Origin of the sequence: Kribbella sp. CA-245084 (genome assembly GCF_050942355.1) — a bacterium.
Classification (GTDB): domain Bacteria; phylum Actinomycetota; class Actinomycetes; order Propionibacteriales; family Kribbellaceae; genus Kribbella.
This window is the reverse complement of the sequence record NZ_CP192053.1, coordinates 6,572,755-6,591,704: the sequence shown is the minus strand read 5'-3', so window position 1 is coordinate 6,591,704 and position 18,950 is coordinate 6,572,755. Positions and strand designations below refer to the sequence as shown.

Sequence of the window (18,950 nt, the reverse complement as noted above, 5' to 3'; positions counted from 1 at the left end):
CTCACCTGGCTCTTCCCGACCATCGGAGAGAACGACCATGTCCGAGCTTCTCGCCCTTCCCTCCCGCCGGACCGTGCTGAAACTGGGCGCGCTGGCGTCCGTGGCCGGTCTGACCGGTTGCGGCCCGAACGGCGGCTCAGCCGCAGCCGGCGACGGCAAGTCCGTCACGGTCGTCAACACCGGCTCGAACAGCACGCTGGTGCTGCAGCAGCTGATGCAGACCCAGAACTACTTCGGCGCGGTTGATCTGACCGCCAAGACCCAGAACGTCTCCGACGGCTCCAAGCTGATCGCCAGCCTGCTCAACGGCAGCAACGACATCACCCTGCTCTCCGGCTTCGGCCAGGTGCTGCCGGCGATCGAGAAGGGCGCCAAGCTCAAGGTGGTCTCCGGCTCCGGACTGCTGCTGGCGCATGCCGTCTACGCGAAGTCCGACAGCATCAAGTCACCCGAGGACCTGGTCGGCAAGACGATCGGCACCGGTCCGGTCGGCGCGCTGCTGCACCAGATCATGGTCGCGTACCTCGGCAAGTACAGCATCAAGCCCGAGCAGGTGAAGTTCGTCAACATCGGCTCCAGCGCCGACGTGTTCAAGGCGATCTCTGCCGGCAAGGTCGATGCGGGCCCGTCCCTGGTCGACGTCTACGACGAGCAGGACAAGTACGGCGTGCACGCGGTGGCCGAGCTGTGGAAGGAGCTCCCGGAGTACACCTACCAGGGCGCCTACACGTCCGACACGGCGATCTCGAAGCGCCGGGACGTGCTGGTGAAGACGCTGGCGGCGTACGCCAAGCTGTTCCGCTACATCTCCTCGCCGGACTCCAAGGACGCCTACCTGAAGGCGTACCAGAAGGCGGTGCCGAGCAGCGACGCCAAGGAAGCCGGATCGCTGTGGACGTTCGCGCAGCAGCCTGGTGCGTACGCCGTCGACCTGACACTCGACGAGAAGCGGCTGCAGTACATGCAGGAGCTGAACGTCTCCCAGGGTGTGCAGAAGAAGGTGCTCCCGTACGACCAGGTCGCCGACATGTCGCTGGCGGCGGACGCGGTGAAGATGCTGTGAACGACCTCGAGCTGCGGGTCGCCCTCGGCCGCTACGGCCACACCGAAGACCTGCTGAACGGCCGCGTCCTGGTGAACGGCTGCCGTCTCCAGCCGGTGGAGTTCGCGTCGATGATCACGGCGTACCGGCGGATGGTCCGGTCGGTCGAGTTCGACGTGTGCGAGCTGGCGCCGACGACGTACCTGATCGCGCGGGCGCTCGGAGCGCCGTACGTCGCTCTGCCGGTCTTCCTGAGCCGGCGCTTCCACCATGAGGGGCTGGTGATCCGCAACGGCTCAGGGATCGCCCAGCCGACCGATCTGCACGGCCGGCGCGTCGGAGTACGGGCGTACTCCGTGACGAGCGCGGTCTGGACCCGTGGCGTGCTCGAGGACGAGTACGGCGTCGACTCCGCCAAGGTCGAGTGGATCGTCGACGACGACGAGCATGTGGAGTCGTTGACGCTGCCTCCGAACGTGCACCGGCCCGGACCGAAGCTGCTCGACCTGTTCCAGCAGGGCGAGGTGGATGCAGCCTTCACCCGTGGTGCGGGCGTCGGCGATCCCAAGGTGACGCTGGCGTCCGGCTACCGCGAACTGCTCGACGATGCGGAGGGCCTGTCGGCGGACTGGTACGGGCGGACCGGCATCTACCCGATCCACGGCGTTGTCGTGGTCCGCGAACAGCTGCTGTCCGACCACCCATGGCTTGCCGGCGAACTCGTGCAGGCCTTCGAGGACAGCCGATCGAGGTACCTGCGCCGGCTCGGCGGTCCGGCCGCGAGTACGCGTGAGGATCTTCGCTACCAACGCCTGGCGGAGATCGTCGGCGACCCGCTCCCGTACGGCCTCGACGCCAACCAGGCCTCGATCGGCGCACTTGTCGACTACTCCCGCCGCCAGGGCCTCGTCCCGTCGGACGTTCCCCTGGACCGGTTCTTCCCCGAGTTGAAGGAATCCTGATGACAATCGACGCGCACTGCCATGTGATCGCGGTCGACCGGGACCGCTACCCGCGCAACCCGCTGGGCGGCGTGGAGTCGGCCTGGTCGCAGCAGCGACCCGTCGGCGCGAAGGAACTGCTCGCCGCCATGGACCAGGCCGGGATCGACCGCGCCGTCGTCGTGCAGGCCTCCACCGCCTACGGCCACGACAACAGCTACGTCGCCGACTCGGTCGAGCAGCACCCGGACCGCTTCGCCGGAGTGTTCTCCGTCGACATGCTGGCGCCGGATGCATCCGAGCAGTTGGCGCACTGGGTGTCTCGCGGACTGCAGGGCGCCCGGCTGTTCACCACCGGCAGCACGATGCCCGGCCAGGCCTCCTGGCTGTCTGACCCACGTCTGCACACCGCGTGGGCATGGGCGGAGCAGAACAACCTCTCCTTGTGTCTGCAGATGCGGAGCGAGGGCATCCCCGCGCTCCGCGAGCTGCTGGATCGCTTCCCCGGTGTGAAGGTGCTGCTGGACCACGCCGCGCGGCCGGACCTCAGCGGAGGCGCGCCGTACGACGCAGCGCGGCCGCTGTTCGAGTTGGGGCAGTACGCCGGTGTGTACCTCAAGCTGACCGAGCGGACGCTGGTGTCGTCGACGAAGGAGCCGGCCGACCCGGGCACGTTCCTGCGCAAGCTGCTCACCGAGTTCGGCGCGGAGCGGTTGATGTGGGGCTCGAACTACCCGGCCGCCGAGGACGACCTGCCGACACTGCACAAGCGGAGCCGGGACATCCTCGCGTTCCTGCCGGCTGCCGCACAGGAGCAGATCTTCCACGGCACCGCAGCGACTCTCTACCCGGTGGTCTCGTGAGAGCCGTGCTGGCGGACTACCCGCACGTCCGCGCGCTGAAGGAAGACGCCGTCTTCGACTTCGTCGAGGTGAACCCGGTACACAAGGCCTTCGCGGCGATGGTCCGCGAGCAGGCGTACGACGTGTGCGAGATGGCGATCGTCACCTACCTGCAGGCCCGCGCCGAGGGGAAGCCGCTGCTCCTGTTGCCCGTCGTACTGCGCTCGCGGTTCCAGCACGACCACATCGTGTGCCGCGCGGACGACCCGCTCGACGTGAGCGACCTGGCCGGCAAGCGCATCGGCGTCCGCACGTATGCCCAGACCACTGGTGTCTGGCTGCGCGGCATCCTCGCCGACGAGTACGGCGTACCGCTCGACAAAGTGCAGTGGGTCAGCATCGAGGACGGCCACCTGACCGAGTACGTCGACCCGCCTGCCGTCGAGCGCGCTCCGGACGGGTCCAAGCTCGTCGACCTGCTGCACGCCGGCGAGCTGGACGCCGTGATCATGGGCAACGACCTGCCGGACGACCCGAGGCTGCGGCCGCTGATCCCGGATGCGAAGGCGGCTGCGCGCAGCTGGTACGAGCGCACCCACGCCGTACCGATCAACCACATGGTGGTGATCCGCGAGGAGCACGCCGACCGCCGCGAGGAACTGACCCAGCTGTTCGTCGAGGCCAAGCAGCACGCCGAGACCGGAGCGATCGACATGACTCCGATCGGCCTCGAGGCCAACCGGCCGGCACTCGAACTCATCACCCGCTACGCCTACGAGCAGGGACTGGTACCGAACCGGCTGCCGGTGGACGACCTGTTCACACCGAGAGGAGCCGCATCATGATCGACGCTCCGGAGAAGTTGCGCGTCGAAGGACTGAGCAAGACCTTCCAGACCAACCGCAAGGCACACACCGTGCTGCGCGGCCTGTCGTTCGGAGTCGGCGAGGGCGAGTTCGTCAGCCTGATCGGTGAGAGCGGCTGCGGAAAGACGACCGTACTGCGGATCATCCAGGGCCTCCTGGGCGCTGACGCCGGACAGGTCGTTGTCGACGGCAATGCCGTGGCAGGGCCGGGCCGCGACCGCGGACTGGTGTTCCAGCAGGCGAATCTGCTGCCATGGCGGACCGCGCGGCGCAATGTGGAGTTCGGACTCGAGCTGCAAGGGCTCTCGCGGACGCAGCGGGCTGCACGGGCGGGCGAACTGCTCGAGCTGGTCGGACTCAGCGGATTCGCCGACCACTACCCGCACCAGATGTCCGGTGGCATGCAGCAGCGGATCGGTCTGGCCCGTGCGCTGGCGATCGATCCCGCCGTACTGCTGATGGACGAGCCGTTCAGTGCGCTGGACGCGCAGACCCGTGAGGTGTTGCAGAAGGAGTTGCTGCGGGTCCATGGCGAGACGAGGAAGACAGTGCTGTTCGTGACGCACGACCTGGACGAGGCGCTCTACCTGAGCGACCGGGTGGTTGTGCTGGCGGCCAATCCGGGTCGCGTGAAGCAGATCATCGATGTCCCCTTCGAGCGGCCGCGTGGTGAGCTGACCGAGCTCCGCGGACTGCCGGAGTTCCAGGAGTTGCGCAGCCAGGTCTGGCAGCTGATCCGCTCGACGAACCCAGGGAGCGAACGTGTCCAGGACTGAAGTGCAGCCGCGGGCTGAGGTGGCGGCCGTGACCGATGAGGAGCCGGCCGTGGACCACGCAGGCAAGGCACGCCGCAAGTACCGGCTGATCCGACTCGTCGCCATCCTGGTGGTGCTGGGCGCGTGGGAGCTGGTCGGGCGGCAGATCAACCCGCTGTTCATGTCGTACCCGACAGCTGTGGTGCGGGCAGCGGTGCAGCTGACCAAGACCGGTGAGCTGCCGAAGGCCTTGCTGAGCAGTCTGAGCACGCTGGCGCTGGGCTTCGCGATCGCCGCCGTACTCGGTGTTGTCCTGGGTCTGGTGATCGGCCGGTACAAGACCGTCGAGGTTGCGACGGACTGGCTCGTCAACGCGCTCTACGCGACGCCCCTGGTGGCCGTCGTACCGCTGGTGATCCTGTGGTTCGGACTGGGCTTCAGCGCGAAGCTGTTCGTGGTCGTGCTGCTCGCGATCTTCCCGGTCCTGATCAACACTGCCAGTGGCGTGCGCAACGTGCCCCCGGCGCTGATCGACGTCGGCACCGGCTTCGCGGCGAGCGAGTGGCAGGTGTTCACCAAGGTGATCCTGCCGGCGTCGCTGCCATACACGATGACCGGTCTGCGGCTCGGGGTCGGGCGCGCAATCATCGGCATGGTGGTCGCCGAGTTCTTCACCGCGATCACCGGTCTGGGTGCGCTGGTGGTGAAGTACGGCAACCAGTTCGACACCGCATCGATGCTCGTCCCGGTGCTCGTGCTGATGGTGCTGGGCGTGGCACTGACCGCGGCACTGCGGCAGGCAGAGGCGCGGATCGCGCCGTGGAAGGAGACCGAGCGGTGATCATCGATGCCCACGGCCACTACACGACGGCGCCGGCGGCGCTGAACGCGTACCGAGGCCGCCAGATGGCGTTGCAGAACAAGCCGCTGAAGGGTTCGCTGACGGTCTCCGACGACCAGATCCGGTCGTCGCTGGCCGGGCATCTGGAGCAGATGGCGGCACGCGGCATCGACGCGGTGTTCTTCTCACCGCGGGCGTCGGCGATGGGGCACGACGTCGGCGACGAAACCATCAGCCGGCACTGGACCGAGATCAACAACGACCTGATCGCACGGGTGGCCGATCTCTACCCGGGGCAGTTCGTTCCGGTCGCGCAGCTGCCGCAGAGCCCGGGGGCCGGGCTGGACGGTGTGGTTGCCGAGTTGCGCCGTACCGTCTCGTCGGGTTTTGTCGGCTGTCTGATCAACCCGGACGTGTCCGGTGGACTGCAGCCGTTCACGCCGTCGCTGGGGGACCGGTGGTGGTACCCGCTGTGGGAGGCGATGGTCGAGCTCGACGTACCGGGCATGGTTCACGCCAGCTCGACGCGGAACCCGGCCATGCACCTGAACGGCTCGCACTACATCGCCCAGCACTATGCCGCGGTGGTGGAGCTGTGCTCGTCCTCGGTCTTCACGGACTTTCCCGAACTGCGGTTGATCGTTCCCCACGGCGGCGGGGGAGTGCCGTTCCACTTCAACCGGAGCCGCGCACTGCATGTGGCCGAGTCCCTGCCGCCCTTCGAAGAGGCGGTGCGCAACCTGTACTTCGACACGGCCGTGTACGACGCCGACTCGCTGGCGATGCTGGTCCGCAAGATCGGCGCGGACAACGTGCTGTTCGGCTCCGAGATGTTCGGTACGGCGAAGACGCGGGACGCGGAGACCGGGCGGTTCTTCGACGACATCCTGGACGACGTACGCGGCCTGGAGCTCAGTGACGACGACTTGACGAAGATCCTGTCCGGCAACGCGCTGCGGCTGTTCCCGCGCGCGGCGGCACACCTTGGAGTGGCACATGCCCAGTAGCCCCACCGTCGTACGCCGGATCGAGCGGCCGGACCCTGAGGCGGTCAAGGCAGCGTCGCAGTACAGCGTCGCCACATTGCATGAGGCGGGCCGGCGTCGTGGGCTGATGATCGACATCCACCCGGTGGTCGCCGGCACACGGGTATGTGGTCCCGCGGTGACGTCACTGAACCACGCCGGCGACAACCTGATGCTGCACGCGGCAGTGGAGGTGTGCGAGCCGGGGGACGTGCTGGTCGTCGCCACGCTGAGCCCGTCGACGCACGGGATGTTCGGTGAGCTGCTGGCGACGCAGTGCCGCGCACAGGAGATCGCAGGGGTCGTTCTGGACGCCGGAGTACGAGACCGGCGTGAGCTGCGGGACATGTCGTTCCCGGTCTGGTCTCGGGCCATCAGCGCGGCGGGGACGGTCAAGGCGACACCCGGATGGGTCAACGTGCCGGTGACGTGCGGGAGCGCTCTGGTGAACCCGGGCGACCTGGTGGTTGCCGACGACGACGGTGTGATGGTGATCCCGGCGGCTGAGGTCGCGGACGTGGTCGAGGCCGCGCGGCTGCGGGAGGAGCGGGAAGCCGCCAACCGGGCCCGCTTCCAGGCCGGTGAGCTCAGCCTGGACGTCAGCAACCTGCGGCCGCTCCTGGAACGCTTGGGCGTCACCTACTCCTGACGCCCGGGGTACCTCCTGCTTGCTGCGGTCCGGTACGGTTCCCGGGGATGTGACCCATGGGTAGTAGCGGAGCGAAGGAGCTTGGAGTATGGGCGAGTTCGTCAACCTGACCGTGAGTGATGGGGTTGGCACGATCCGGCTGGATCGGCCGAAGATGAACGCACTGAACGTCCAGGTCCAGGAGGAGATCCGGGCCGCCGCCACCGCGGCCGCCGAGGACGACGACGTACGTGCTGTCGTCATCTACGGCGGCGAGCGGGTGTTCGCGGCCGGCGCGGACATCAAGGAGATGGCCGACATGTCGTACGCCGACATGGCCAAGCGCTCCGGTCCGTTGCAATCGTCGCTGTCCGCCATCGCCGCGATCCCGAAGCCGACCGTTGCCGCGATCACCGGTTATGCGCTGGGCGGCGGCTGCGAGCTCGCGCTCTGCGCCGACTACCGGATCGCCGCGGACGACGCCAAGCTCGGCCAGCCGGAGATCCTGCTCGGCATCATCCCGGGCGCCGGTGGCACGCAGCGCCTGTCCCGCCTGGTCGGCCCGTCCAAGGCCAAGGACCTGATCTTCTCCGGTCGCTTCGTCGACGCTTATGAGGCCCTCGGGATCGGTCTGGTCGACAAGGTCGTTGCCGCCGCCGAGGTGTACGACGCGGCCGTTGCCTGGGCCTCGCAGTTCTCGCGCGGCGCGGCGATGGCACTGCGTGCGGCCAAGGAGTCGATCGACTCCGGGCTGGGCGTCGACCTGACCACCGGGCTGGAGATCGAGCGGCAGCAGTTCGCCGCGCTGTTCGCCACCGAGGACCGCTCGATCGGCATGAAGTCGTTCGTCGAGAACGGTCCTGGCAAAGCTGAGTTCAAGGGAAAGTGATGTCTGCTACTTCGAAGCCCGCCGCGTCCGCCGAGGACATCGAGGCGGCCTGGAACGACAACAAGCTCGCCCAGGTGCTCTACCACGACTGGGAAGCGTCGACGTACGACGAGAAGTGGTCGATCTCGTACGACGAACGCTGCGTCGACTACGCCCGGGACCGCTTCGCCGCGGTGGCTGGTTCGCGCGGCTGGCCGTACGGGAAGTCGCTCGAGATCGGCGCCGGTACGGGCTTCTTCACGTTGAACCTGAAGCTGGCCGGCGTACTGGACGAGGCACACGTCACCGACCTCTCGCCGGGCATGGTGGAGGCGGCGAAGAAGAACGCGAAGACGCTCGGGTTCGCGATCGAGGGCCGGGTCGCGGACGCGGAGAAGCTGCCGTACGACGACGACACGTTCGACCTGGTCATCGGGCACGCGGTCATCCACCACATCCCGGACGTCGAGCTGGCGTTCCGCGAGATGCTGCGCGTGCTCAAGCCGGGCGGCCGGTTCGTGATCTGCGGCGAGCCCACGCGGTACGGCGATTTCGTTGCCCGGCGACTGTCCCGCTTCACGTGGTGGGCGACAACGAACGTGACCAAGCTCCCCGCGCTCGCGCACTGGCGGCGACCGCAGTCCGAGCTGGACGAGTCCTCGCGGGCCGCTGCGCTCGAGGCGGTCGTCGATCTGCACACGTTCGACCCGGACACGCTGGCGCGGATGGCGACCCGGGCGGGTGCCTCGCAGGTTCGCACCGTCACCGAGGAGCTGCTGGCCGCGTGGGTCGGGTGGCCGATCCGGACGTTCGAGGCCGCCGTACCGGAGCAGAAGCTCGGGTTCGGCTGGCGGATGTTCGCGTACAAGTCGTGGCTGCAGCTGTCGAAGGTGGACAAGGTGCTGTCGACCGTCGTGCCGGACGAGCTGTACTACAACGTCTCGATCACTGGTGTGGCGCCTTCCGCCCAGTAGGAGCAGTAGGGTGTGTTGATGCGGTTGCTGTCCGTGGCGAATCTGCGCTGGGTGGTGCGCCACCGGGCGTGGACGCCGTACTACCTCAAGCGCTACTGGCGGTTCGCCTGGTTCAAGCTGCGCCACCCGCAGGTGATCACCGAGGGTTTCGTTTTCCTGGGCAAGCATCTGGAGATCGTGGCGCGGCGCGGTCACGGCCGGATCGTCCTCGGCAAGTGGGTGCATCTCGGTGACGAGACCCGGTTGCGGGCGCACGAGGGGACGTTGCGGATCGGCGACAAGGTCGTGTTCGCCCGCGACGTGACCGTCAACTGCTACCTGGACATCGAGATCGGTGCGTCGACGCTGATCGCGGACTGGACCTACATCTGCGACTTCGACCACAAGACCGAGGACCTCGACCTGCCGATCAAGGACCAGGGCCTGGTGAAGTCCCCGGTCCGCATCGGCCCGGACTGCTGGCTGGCCACGAAGGTGACGGTCACGCGCGGTGCCGACATCGGCCGCGGGGTGGTCATCGGCGCCAATAGCGTTGCCCGAGGCAACATCCCGGCGTACTCCGTGGCCGCAGGCCTGCCCGCGGTCGTCCTCGCCGATCGCGCCGCCCGCTACACGGACAACGCCGAACGCCGCAAATACTTGGCCGGGCTGACCGATGCCAACGACAAGACCACCGCCCGGCTCCACGCCGGCGTCGTACCCACCGCGGCCCCGCCGCCCGAGCCCGTGAGGACTGCGGAGGAGGCTGTTCCGGCAGGCTCCGAGAAGTCGCCTGCGGTTCCCCGGAGCGTCGATGAAGGGGATGCGGGTGGTGATGAGGTAGAAGCAGATGGTGAAAAAGAGGACCGCGAGGGGTTCTCAAGTTACTCACCAGTCGGGCACTATGGCCCCCACGTCCGGTCGGACGCCGGTGATCGCCTGACTGACCGGTTGAGCGTCGGAGAGGAGAAGTAGCGTGGCGGATCCGGCTGCGATCGATCCGGCCGATCCGGCGGCGCGATCGTTGCTCGACCAGGCTGCGGCCGACGGCTCGATCACGCAGGCCAGGACGCGCGCGGTCGACCCGGTGCCGATCGTCGCCGAGCCGCTCCTTGCCGGGACGGCAGCCGTCGGTAGCGCTACGTTGGAACCAGTGCTTGAAACAAACGAACCAGACATGGGCGTGAACGCAAGTATGAGCTCGGAAGCACAGGCAGCAGACGGCAGCACAGCGGCGCCGGCTCCGGTAGCGGGTGCCCGCCGCCGGTTGTCGCCGCGCCCGGTTCCGGTCAGTCGGCGTAGGAGACCGCCGGCTGCAGCGACCGAGGCAGTTGTCGAGACGGTCGACAAGGCGGACAGCGTGGGCTCGGTGGCCACGGACGAGGAACGGACCCCGGCTGAGGAGATGGATGACGTGGGTACGCAGGACGAGAAGGGCACGGCCGCCAAGGCGGACGTGATGCCGGACAAGGATGCCGCTGCGGCGACTGACGCGGCCGCTTCGAGCGGCGCGGGTACGGCTACCGCGACGAAGACGGCCCGGCCGAAGACCGCGGCGGAGATCGTGGCGGAGCAGCGTGCGCGGGAGAAGGCGGCGGCCGATGCGTCGTCGGGTGCGGCGGACTCGGAGGATGCCGCACCCGATCAGCCGGCCGTGACCAAGGACGCTGCTGCGACCGCTGGTGCTGCGACCGGTGTGACCGGCGCGGCGGCCGCTGCGGGCAAGCCGGGTGGCAAGACCTCCGGCCCGACTGGTGCCTCAGGCAACAAACCGCCGACGGCTCGGGGTGGTGCATCGGGATCGTCGGGCTCCGGCAAGGGCAAGCAGGCGCTGTCGTCGGTCGGATCCGGTGTGCGGAAGCTGCGCAACCTGATCGCCTCGCTGATCTGGCTGATCGCGGTGCTCGCGGCCGCCGTACTGGCGCTCGGCGCACTGTTCACCGCGCTGGACCAGACCAACCAGAGCAACGAGATCGTGCGCTGGATCCTCGAGCGCGGTCACGATCTGGTCGGCCCGTTCAAGGATCTGTTCCGGCTCGAGACCGCGAAGAACACCCTGCTCGTCAACTGGGGTATCGCGGCGCTGGTCTACCTGATCGCCGGAAAGATCGTCGAGCGGATCATCCGCCCGTAGCCACGAGGATGAGATCGAGAGATTCGTCCAGCTGACCGGGGCGAATCTCGAAGTCCTCGTACGTCGTACTCCGCACGAGCGCGGCCAGTTCGTCGTCCCACTGGTCGTGCTCGGCGGCGAGCTGAGCGTCGACGCATGAGCCGTACTGCGTCTCCCACGACGTCAGGCGTTCGCCGTGGTGGAGTCCGAGCGCGTGCGTGATGTCGAAGTACGGCTCGAGCAGTTCGATGAACTCGGCGGCTGTCAGCTCGCGCGTGTGGTACCAGTTCCCGCTCGGAAAGGTCAGGCGGTTCGGCGTACTCAGGACGACGGTCCCGCCCGGCGCGAGAATGCGCGCGCACTCGGCGATGAACCGCGGCTGCTCCCACAGGTGCTCGATCGTCTGCATCGAGCTGACGAATCCGAACGCGCTGTCCGCGAAGGGCGTCTGGACGAGATTGCCGCGCACGACATTGGTCTGTGGATAAACCCGGCGGACGTGGCGCAACGTCGTATGTTCATAGTCGAGACCGGTCACGGAGTCCGCGCCCGCCAGGCGAAGCTGCTCCGCGCCGTAGCCCTCGCCGCAGCCGGCGTCGAGGATCCGGCCGGTCCGCTCGATCGGCAAGTGAGCCGTGATCCAGCGATAGGCCGCGTCGTGGCGCGCGAACCAATAGTTCTCGTGCCAGATCCCGGGTGCGGTCCTCTCGCCGGTGAGCGGTAACGTCTCGGTCACCTGAGCCACACTACTGAGTCGGACCGGTGCCTTGGACTGTGATGGGACTCGCACGCGACGTATGTTTCTCGCGGGTAACATCCGTGGCAGGCTTGGGAGAGACCGTTAACCAGAAGGGGTCCCACACGCTATGAAGATCGTCGTCTGCGCGAAGTTCGTGCCGGATGCCACGGCGGACCGCCGCTTCCGCTCCGAGGACAACACGGTGGATCGTGCCGGTGTCGACGGGTTGCTGTCCGAGCTGGACGAGTATGCCGTCGAGACCGCGCTCACTGTGAAGGAGTCCGGGGACGGTGAGGTGACGATTCTCACCGTCGGTCCGGAGCAGGCTGCTGACGCGGTGAAGAAGGGCCTGCAGATGGGCGCCGACGCAGGCGTGCACGTGGTCGACGACGCGATCCACGGTTCGGACGCGGTCGCGACCTCGCTGATCCTGTCGAAGGCGCTGGCCAAGCTCGAGGCCGACCTGGTCGTGTTCGGGATGGGTTCGACCGACGGCGGCATGGGTGTCGTGCCGGCGATGGTGTCGGAGCGGCTCGGGCTGCCGGCCGTGACGCTGGGCTCGGAGGTGACCGTCGACGGGCAGACCGTCCGGATCCGCCGCGACGGCGACACCGCGAGCGAGACGATCGAGGGCACGCTGCCGTTGGTCCTGTCCGTGTCCGACCAGGCGAACGAGCCGCGGTACCCGTCGTTCAAGGGGATCATGGCGGCCAAGAAGAAGCCGGTCGAGACCTGGTCGCTGGCCGATCTGGAGCTCACTGCCGATCAGGTCGGCGGCTCGTCGGCGTGGACCGAGGTGGTCGAGGTGACCGCTCGTCCGCCGCGCAGCGCCGGCACGATCGTGACCGACGAGGACGGCAGCGGTGCCGCCGAGCTCGTCGAGTTCCTGTCCACGAACAAGTTCCTCTGAGGAGCGGGGTCTTAGCTATGTCGAACGTTCTGGTTCTGGTTGACCACTCCGCGGGCAAGGTCCGCAAGACGACCGCCGAGCTCCTCACCATCGCCCGCCGCCTCGGCGAGCCCGTCGCGGTCTTCATCGGTGACGGTGTGCAGGACGCGCTGCCGGCCCTCGGGCAGTACGGCGCGACCAAGGTGATCGCCCTGTCGAGCCCGGAGCTCTCGCAGTTCCTGGTGGCGCCGAAGGCCGAGGCGCTGCAGCAGGTCGCGGCGAAGGTCGAGCCGTCGGCGATCCTGATCTCGTCGAACGCCGAGGGCAAGGAGATCGCGGCCCGGCTGGCCGTCAAGCTCGAGTCCGGGCTGATCACCGACGCCGTCGACGTGCAGGAAGGTCCCGTCACCACGCAGTCGGTGTTCGCGGGCAACTACACGGTCAAGTCCAAGATCACCCACGGCACGCCGATCATCACGGTCAAGCCGAACGCCGCAACCCCGGAGGCCGCTGAGACCTCGCCGGAGGTTGAGGAGTTCGACGTGTCGATCTCCGACGCGGCGAAGACGGCGCGGATCACCGAGTCCAAGCCGCGGGAGGCGACCGGTCGTCCGGAGCTGACCGAGGCCGCGATCATCGTGTCCGGCGGCCGCGGTACCGGTGGTGACTTCGGTCCGGTCGAGGCGTTCGCGGATTCCCTCGGCGCAGCCGTCGGTGCGTCGCGTGCCGCGGTGGACTCGGGTTGGTATCCGCACGCTTACCAGGTCGGCCAGACCGGCAAGACCGTCTCCCCGCAGCTGTACGTCGCGGCCGGCATCTCCGGCGCGATCCAGCACCGCGCGGGCATGCAGACCTCGAAGACGATCGTCGCGGTCAACAAGGACCCCGAGGCCCCGATCTTCGAACTGGTCGACTTCGGCGTCGTCGGTGACCTCCACAAGGTCCTCCCCACCGCCACCGAAGAAGTCACCAAGCGCAAGGCCTGAAACCCGCGAGGTTCGCAACCTGACCTCTCGACGGACGCCCGGCTCGGTTCCCCTCCCGAGCCGGGCGTCTGCATTCGCGGCCGAGCCCTGCGCCTGAGCCCGGCTGTCGGAGTGTCCGGCTAGCATGCGGCAGATGCGGATCTGGGTGAGTGGGGCACGGGGCAAGCTGGGCGCTGAGGTCTGCCGGCAGTTGATCGGCGCCGGGCACGAGGTGATCGAGGCCGACCTCACCGGACCTGACCCGGTCGATCTGATGGATCGGGAGGCGGTCGCCCAGTCGCTGCGTGGTTCTGATGCGATCGTGCACTGCGCGGGCATCGCCAGCCCGGTGAACATCGAGCCGGTCCGACTGTTCGAGCTCAACACGATCACGACCTTCAATGCGCTGGAAGAAGCCTGGAAGCAAGGCATCCGTACGGCGGTACTCGCCTCAAGCGGGTCCATCTACGGCACCGCCTGGTCTCCCGAGGAGATCGACACGCCGGACGTCCCGATCGACGAGAACACCGAGCTCCGGTACGTCGACCCGTACGCGCTCACCAAGGACGTCCTCGAACGCATGGGCCAGACGTACGCACGCCGCGGAGTACAGGTCACCGCCCTGCGCTTCCACTGGATCCTCACACCGGATGAGGTACGCCGGTACATCGCCGACGCCCCGCCGGAAGACAACCGCCGCAACCTCTGGGGCTACGTCGACCTACACGAGGCAGCCCGCGCCTGCACCCTCTCCCTCCAACCCCGCACCCACAACCGCTTCGCCACCCTCGTCATCGCAGCCGAAGACACCGGCCGCCCCGAGCCCACCGCAGACCTGCTAGCCCAGCACTCCCCAAACACCAAGCTCCACACCGCCCTAACCGGCACCGCCTCCCTCTTCAACACCTCCCAAGCCGCCAACCTCATCCACTGGACCCACCAATCCACCTGGCGCACCCACTAACCGAGCGGACCCAGCCGACCCGGCCGACCCGGCCGACCCAGCCGACCCGGCCGACGCGGCCGACGCGGCCGGTCTAGCCGGGTGCTGCGGGGGCAGCCGGGTGCAGCCGGTCGAACGGGTCCAGCCGGTCCAGCGAGGGGCCAGCCGGGTGCAGCCGCGGGTAGCCGGGTGCTGCGAGGGCTAGCTGTACTGCCCAGGCAGGACAGCTAGCCGGGTGCAGCCGGTGCAGCCGGTCCAGCCGGTCCAGCCGGTCCGGCGGGTCCGGCGGGTCCGGCGGGTCCGGCGGGTCCGGCGGGTCCGGCGGGTCCGGCGGGTCCGGCGGGTCCGGGGGGTCCGGCGGGTCAAGCCGAGCGCAGCCGTGGCCAGCGGGTGCGGCCGGGTGCTAGGGGGCTGCCTGTCCAGCCGCAATGCCGTTCAGTTAAAGGAAGTCGCCTGGCGTGGACCGGTGCTGCACGGCGGTCGACACTAAGGCACCGCGCAGGGGTTGCCGCCTCGGTTCGGCGGCGCGGGTCGGAGTGCGTTCGGCGGCCAGTGGCGGGTTATTGAGCCGCTGACCGCTTACAGCACGCCAGCGGCGCAAAAAGCCGCCGGCGAGACCATCCGATCCCGCATCCTGCCCAACTTTGTGGAGCCACCGGAGGCGGCAGGCCAAGTCCATCCGCGGGGTGTGGCGTGGGTGCGACAGTCGGGCGGCTCCGCTAACTGAACGGCATTGGGTCCAGCCGGTCCAACCACGCCCAGCCGGTACGGCGAGGGGCAGCCGGCCAGCCGAGTGCAGCCGGGTTTGGCCGGGTCGAGCCGGGGCCAGCCGGTCCAGTCGAGTGCGGCCGGGTCCAGCGGGTCCTGCCGGGTGCAGCCGGGCCCAGCGGGTGCGGCCGGGTCCAGCGGGTCCGGGCAGGTGCAGCCGGTCCAGCGCGTCCTGCCGGGTCCAGCGGGGCGGCTCCGGGCGCGGGGGCTGGTGGCGGTGGGGCTGGGGGGTTAGGTGGTGAGGTGGTTGCGGATGGTGGTGAGGGTGGTGGTTACGGCGGTTTGGCGGGTTTTGGTTGTGTTGGTGTAGTCGGCTAGTTGGGTGGCGGTTGTGGTGCAGCGTTCGGTGAGGCGGGTGGCTCGGTCGGCGGCTGCGGTTTTGTCGGCCTTGGCGGCGGTGCGGATGTTCCAGTAGCGGAAGGCGCCGATGCCGATCAGGATCAGGCCGGCGACGATCCAGATCGCGTTCACGAATCCCAGGCCGATCGCGACGACCGCGCCGATGCCGACGAGGGCGGCTGGTACGGCGTACTTGCCGGCGGTCACGACACCGGCGGACTGCTTGATCGACGTCAGGGCAGTGTTCAGCTGGAGCTGGTCGGGGCCGTCGGGGCGGATCGCGATCGTGTGGCCGTCGCTGGCTACGTCGATCTGCGCGGGGCTCGGCTTACCCGCGACCTGCGCCAGGTCCTCGATGGCGGGTAGAACCGACGGGCCGATAACGCGGAGTACGGCGGCCGCCAGGTGTGGGTCGTCGTTCTGGCTCAGGTCGTCGGCGAGCAGCTCGTCGACGGTGCCGACCGTGTCCTCGAGCCGCTCGGCAGCGGACTCACCGGCGCCGCTGATCTGAGCACGCAGTACGGCGACGCGGGCCAGCGACTCCCGCTCCGGCTCGCTTCCTTCGGAGATCAGCAGCCGCAGCAGCGCGGCGGTGCTGTCCCGACCAACCGCACCATCCGCAGCCGAACCTCGCCCACGCCCACCCTGCCCATGCCCGGACCCACGCGCGTGCTCGCGCCCCGAGTCACGCCCAGACCCACGCCCGGAGTCACGCCCGGACTCACGCGCCGAGTCACGCCCAGACCCGCGCCCCGAGTCACGCGCGTACTCACGCCCGGACACACCCGCCGAGTCACGCGTGTACTCGCGCGCCGAGTCAGGTCCGGACTCACGCCCGGACCCACGCGCCGAGTCGCGTCCCGAGCGGCGGTCGGTGTCGCGTTCAGTTGCACCGTCGGCGGGGAGCTCGGAGTTGATGTCGGTGGAGGTGTAGCTGAGGGTGGGGGCAGGTTCGCGGGCTTCGGTGTTGCCGGCGATTGTCTCGACGGCGGAGAGGACTCGGCCGAGGCGGGTGCGGGCGGTCAGCTGCTCTGCGACGGCCTCGAAGCGGGTGCCGGATGAGCGGGGCGTCTCGCCGCGCTTCTCGAGCTTCGGCAACCACCCGTCCGCGGGCGGTTCGACCGACTGCAGACGCTTCACCACCAGCGCCAGACCGTCCGCCCCGAACCCACCACGCGCCGCAGTAGCCCACAGCACCCGCTGTACCCGGGTAACCGTCCCATCCTCCGGCAGTACGCCGAACGCCACGTCCAGCCACTCGCTCCGTACCTGATGCCGCTGCCCCAACGCAGCCAACGCCAGCGCCAGGAACGTCGACGTACGCCGCTCGTCGAGCCCCATCGCCACACCAAGGACCTGCTCGTCCTGCCCAAGCGCGATCAGTGCCTGAGTAGCCGGCCCCAGCCAGTACTGCGGAACGGGCTCGGCGGCCGGCGGGAGCGGAGTACTGGAAGCCATCGCCGTCAGAACGCGACTGGCGTAGCGGCGTAGCTCAGCAGCATCGAGGAAGCCGGCCATCTCGTAGCGGAGGTCGGAGAGCTCGACGAACGCGTCGAAGGCGGTCGAGAGCCGGTTGACCCGCTCCTGCAGACCACCCTGGATCTTGGAGAGCTGGGATTGCAGTCGCGACGTCTCCTGCCGCGCATACGACATCTCGCTCTGCAGGTCCTCGAGCTGCTCGTTCTGCCGCCGCTCCTGCCACCAGTCGGTCATGTGCCCCGTCCCCTCGTCCGCGATTGCTCTCCGGAAGGATGGCGGGTCAGCGGGTCATCAGGCGGTGCGGTGGGCTGACCAGGCGGAGCTGGAGCATGGCTGCGAAGCGGGAGTCGGGGTCGTCGAGGTCCAGCCCGCCCACCTCGGCCAGGCGGCGCAGGCGGTACCGGAAGGTGTTGGGGTGCACGTAAACCGCTGCAGCAGCCGCCGCGACATCGCCGAACGCGTCCAGCCACGCCCGAAGGGTCTCGACCAGGTCGGTGTTGTGCTGGCGGTCGTACGCGACGAGTCGGGCGATCGGACCGGTCGGCTCGTCGCCCCGCGCTTCGATGAGGTCGCGCAGCTCGAGCAGGAGGGTGTCGACATGGACATCCGCGAGTCGGGCGACACGGGGCGCGCCACGGCCGGTTCGCAGTACCCGGAGAGCACGGTCGGCACCAGCACGTGCGTTCGGCAGATGCGCAGCCTCAGCAACAACAGGCCCGACACCGATGCTGGCGGTGACGCGATCGCCGATCCGTTCGAGGAAGTGCTTTCCGATGCGTACGGCGCGCTCCTCGCCGTCGGACCGGTCCGGGCGTACGGGGATCAGCCCATAAGCGACATCACCAACCAACGCAGCAGCTGCCCGCGGGTGCACAGCGCCCAGGTGCATGGCGAAGGCATCGGCCAGCCGCTGACGCTCCCCGGCCAATCCAGCTTGGCTGACGAGCGACTCGTCGGTCTGGACAACGGAGTCCTCCGAGTCGAAGGCGATGATCCCCAGCGCGAGTACGACGAGGTGCTGGTCGGCCAGGCCCAACCGGTCCAGCGCCGCACGTGCGCCGGGGCCGCCTTCAAGTGCCGTACTGACGAGGTCGGCGCGCAGCCGTCGTTCGACATCGGCACCGGCGCGGATGCGAAGCATGTGCAAGGCAACCAACTTCGCGGCGTCGCACAGAGCTTGGGAGCGCTCGGCGGTGAGCGGGTCGCGGACGGCGGCCCAGATCGAGCCGAGGATCTCGTCGCCGGCGCGGACCGCGACGGCGACGCGCGGGATCGTGAAGGTCTCACCGTTGGTCGGCAACGGCGGCACGTGCACCGGACGATCGGTGCGGTAAAGCTCGCGGAAGATGCCGTACTCCGTCAGCAGCCGGAAGTACCGCTGCGGTACTTGGCGGCCGAGCACGGTCTCGACCCGAGCCTTGTCCGCCTCGTCCTGCCGACCGGAGAACGCGAGCACGCGCGAGCCGCGGTCCTCGATCGTCACCGGCGCGTCGAGCAGCGCGGCAGTCGCGTTGGCGAGCGCGAACAGGTCGCCAGAAGGCATGCCCGCGAGGGTTTCCGCCTCACCGACATCGCCGTCGGCGAGGAGCGACCGCAGCAGTACGGCGAGCTGGTCCCACGACGCGCCGCGAGTCAACGCCAGCAGAGCGACTCCGGACTCGGCCACAGCGGCCGCCAAGAGGTCACCGGCCGCGATGGGGGAGCGGACGACCAGCCCGGCGGCCTGCTGACGGCCGAGATCACGCAGTACGTCGGCGATCTGGTCGGGCTCGTGCAGGCCCACGCCGAGGACGAGGGCGTGTGAGGGGAGCACAGGCTCGTCGAGCGGATCGAGGATGACGATGCCGCCGATCTCCGCCGGCCGATCCGGATCCCCGTGCACGAGCTCCAGCAAGGTCGCGCCCAGGTCGTCGAGAACCCGGCCGAGGCTTGCCCGCGGTCGATTCGTCACCGA

At 68.7% G+C, this 18,950-nt stretch carries 18 protein-coding genes; 15 read left to right on the top strand and 3 right to left on the bottom strand.

The features are described 5' to 3' along the window. The first annotated feature begins 37 nt into the window (after positions 1 to 37). The 12 genes from ACQPYH_RS31335 (at position 38) to ACQPYH_RS31280 (ending at position 10,895) form a co-directional block, all read left to right on the top strand. Positions 38 to 1,063, top strand: coding sequence for an ABC transporter substrate-binding protein (locus ACQPYH_RS31335; protein WP_432878626.1), 1,026 nt, complete (start codon positions 38 to 40; stop codon positions 1,061 to 1,063). Then, positions 1,060 to 2,004 carry an ABC transporter substrate-binding protein gene (locus ACQPYH_RS31330; protein ID WP_432878623.1) on the top strand — a complete coding sequence of 315 codons (945 nt, stop codon included), beginning with the start codon at positions 1,060 to 1,062 and terminating at the stop codon, positions 2,002 to 2,004. The genes ACQPYH_RS31335 and ACQPYH_RS31330 overlap by 4 nt, the downstream gene beginning before the upstream one ends. Beyond that, positions 2,004 to 2,846 (top strand): amidohydrolase family protein, encoded by an 843-nt coding sequence (locus tag ACQPYH_RS31325; protein ID WP_432878620.1) that lies wholly within the window; start codon positions 2,004 to 2,006, stop codon positions 2,844 to 2,846. Before ACQPYH_RS31330 ends, ACQPYH_RS31325 begins: the two co-directional genes overlap by 1 nt. Continuing rightward, a complete protein-coding gene (locus tag ACQPYH_RS31320; RefSeq protein WP_432878617.1) occupies positions 2,843 to 3,670 on the top strand; it encodes a hypothetical protein in 828 nt (275 codons plus the stop codon). Before ACQPYH_RS31325 ends, ACQPYH_RS31320 begins: the two co-directional genes overlap by 4 nt. Continuing rightward, complete coding sequence (locus ACQPYH_RS31315) at positions 3,667 to 4,467, top strand: ABC transporter ATP-binding protein (RefSeq protein ID WP_432878615.1); 801 nt, start codon at positions 3,667 to 3,669, stop codon at positions 4,465 to 4,467. Before ACQPYH_RS31320 ends, ACQPYH_RS31315 begins: the two co-directional genes overlap by 4 nt. Further along, positions 4,454 to 5,287: an ABC transporter permease gene (locus tag ACQPYH_RS31310; protein ID WP_432878612.1), complete on the top strand. Its 834-nt coding sequence runs from the start codon at positions 4,454 to 4,456 to the stop codon at positions 5,285 to 5,287. Before ACQPYH_RS31315 ends, ACQPYH_RS31310 begins: the two co-directional genes overlap by 14 nt. Beyond that, positions 5,284 to 6,294, top strand: a complete 1,011-nt coding sequence (locus ACQPYH_RS31305) for an amidohydrolase family protein (protein WP_432878610.1) — start codon at positions 5,284 to 5,286, stop codon at positions 6,292 to 6,294. Before ACQPYH_RS31310 ends, ACQPYH_RS31305 begins: the two co-directional genes overlap by 4 nt. Then, entirely contained in the window at positions 6,284 to 6,961 is a 678-nt protein-coding gene (locus tag ACQPYH_RS31300) for a 4-carboxy-4-hydroxy-2-oxoadipate aldolase/oxaloacetate decarboxylase (protein ID WP_432878607.1), read from the top strand. The genes ACQPYH_RS31305 and ACQPYH_RS31300 overlap by 11 nt, the downstream gene beginning before the upstream one ends. A gap of 88 nt (positions 6,962 to 7,049) precedes the next feature. After that, positions 7,050 to 7,829, top strand: a complete 780-nt coding sequence (locus ACQPYH_RS31295) for an enoyl-CoA hydratase/isomerase family protein (protein WP_432878604.1) — start codon at positions 7,050 to 7,052, stop codon at positions 7,827 to 7,829. Then, entirely contained in the window at positions 7,829 to 8,782 is a 954-nt protein-coding gene (locus ACQPYH_RS31290; protein ID WP_130448927.1) for a class I SAM-dependent methyltransferase, read from the top strand. The genes ACQPYH_RS31295 and ACQPYH_RS31290 overlap by 1 nt, the downstream gene beginning before the upstream one ends. An 18-nt stretch (positions 8,783 to 8,800) precedes the next feature. Then, positions 8,801 to 9,736 carry an acyltransferase gene (locus ACQPYH_RS31285; protein ID WP_432878601.1) on the top strand — a complete coding sequence of 312 codons (936 nt, stop codon included), beginning with the start codon at positions 8,801 to 8,803 and terminating at the stop codon, positions 9,734 to 9,736. A 1-nt stretch (position 9,737) separates the two neighbouring features. Further along, a complete protein-coding gene (locus ACQPYH_RS31280; protein ID WP_432878599.1) occupies positions 9,738 to 10,895 on the top strand; it encodes a hypothetical protein in 1,158 nt (385 codons plus the stop codon). On the opposite strand, the gene ACQPYH_RS31275 is transcribed toward ACQPYH_RS31280, so the two are convergent. Continuing rightward, the gene (locus ACQPYH_RS31275; RefSeq protein WP_432878596.1) at positions 10,882 to 11,610 is read right to left on the bottom strand and encodes a class I SAM-dependent methyltransferase; all 729 of its coding nucleotides are present in this window, start codon (positions 11,608 to 11,610) and stop codon (positions 10,882 to 10,884) included. The genes ACQPYH_RS31280 and ACQPYH_RS31275 overlap by 14 nt on opposite strands. Positions 11,611 to 11,740: 130 nt before the next feature. On the opposite strand from ACQPYH_RS31275, the gene ACQPYH_RS31270 reads away from it, so the two are divergent. The 3 genes from ACQPYH_RS31270 (at position 11,741) to ACQPYH_RS31260 (ending at position 14,431) form a co-directional block, all read left to right on the top strand. Beyond that, positions 11,741 to 12,523, top strand: a complete 783-nt coding sequence (locus ACQPYH_RS31270) for an electron transfer flavoprotein subunit beta/FixA family protein (protein ID WP_363877887.1) — start codon at positions 11,741 to 11,743, stop codon at positions 12,521 to 12,523. Positions 12,524 to 12,540: 17 nt separating this feature from the next. Further along, on the top strand, positions 12,541 to 13,488 hold the full coding sequence (locus ACQPYH_RS31265; RefSeq protein WP_432878593.1) for an electron transfer flavoprotein subunit alpha/FixB family protein: 948 nt from the start codon (positions 12,541 to 12,543) through the stop codon (positions 13,486 to 13,488). A 133-nt stretch (positions 13,489 to 13,621) separates the two neighbouring features. Beyond that, positions 13,622 to 14,431, top strand: a complete 810-nt coding sequence (locus ACQPYH_RS31260) for an NAD-dependent epimerase/dehydratase family protein (protein ID WP_432878591.1) — start codon at positions 13,622 to 13,624, stop codon at positions 14,429 to 14,431. 978 nt (positions 14,432 to 15,409) lie between these two features. On the opposite strand, the gene ACQPYH_RS31255 is transcribed toward ACQPYH_RS31260, so the two are convergent. Together ACQPYH_RS31255 and ACQPYH_RS31250 are read right to left on the bottom strand one after the other, a co-directional pair. Beyond that, entirely contained in the window at positions 15,410 to 17,230 is a 1,821-nt protein-coding gene (locus ACQPYH_RS31255; RefSeq protein ID WP_432878590.1) for a hypothetical protein, read from the bottom strand. 46 nt (positions 17,231 to 17,276) lie between these two features. After that, the gene (locus ACQPYH_RS31250; protein WP_432878587.1) at positions 17,277 to 18,947 is read right to left on the bottom strand and encodes a PucR family transcriptional regulator; all 1,671 of its coding nucleotides are present in this window, start codon (positions 18,945 to 18,947) and stop codon (positions 17,277 to 17,279) included. Positions 18,948 to 18,950: the final 3 nt, after the last annotated feature.

Excerpts from the sequence above, each read along its gene's own strand:
- ACQPYH_RS31335 (WP_432878626.1), top strand. The coding sequence starts at position 38 with ATGTCCGAGCTTCTCGCCCTTCCCTCCCGCCGGACCGTGCTGAAACTG.
- ACQPYH_RS31325 (WP_432878620.1), top strand. The coding sequence starts at position 2,004 with ATGACAATCGACGCGCACTGCCATGTGATCGCGGTCGACCGGGACCGC.
- ACQPYH_RS31315 (WP_432878615.1), top strand. The coding sequence starts at position 3,667 with ATGATCGACGCTCCGGAGAAGTTGCGCGTCGAAGGACTGAGCAAGACC.
- ACQPYH_RS31300 (WP_432878607.1), top strand. The coding sequence starts at position 6,284 with ATGCCCAGTAGCCCCACCGTCGTACGCCGGATCGAGCGGCCGGACCCT.
- ACQPYH_RS31295 (WP_432878604.1), top strand. The coding sequence starts at position 7,050 with ATGGGCGAGTTCGTCAACCTGACCGTGAGTGATGGGGTTGGCACGATC.
- ACQPYH_RS31290 (WP_130448927.1), top strand. The coding sequence starts at position 7,829 with ATGTCTGCTACTTCGAAGCCCGCCGCGTCCGCCGAGGACATCGAGGCG.
- ACQPYH_RS31285 (WP_432878601.1), top strand. The coding sequence starts at position 8,801 with ATGCGGTTGCTGTCCGTGGCGAATCTGCGCTGGGTGGTGCGCCACCGG.
- ACQPYH_RS31270 (WP_363877887.1), top strand. The coding sequence starts at position 11,741 with ATGAAGATCGTCGTCTGCGCGAAGTTCGTGCCGGATGCCACGGCGGAC.
- ACQPYH_RS31265 (WP_432878593.1), top strand. The coding sequence starts at position 12,541 with ATGTCGAACGTTCTGGTTCTGGTTGACCACTCCGCGGGCAAGGTCCGC.
- ACQPYH_RS31260 (WP_432878591.1), top strand. The coding sequence starts at position 13,622 with ATGCGGATCTGGGTGAGTGGGGCACGGGGCAAGCTGGGCGCTGAGGTC.
- ACQPYH_RS31255 (WP_432878590.1), bottom strand. The coding sequence starts at position 17,230 with ATGACCGACTGGTGGCAGGAGCGGCGGCAGAACGAGCAGCTCGAGGAC.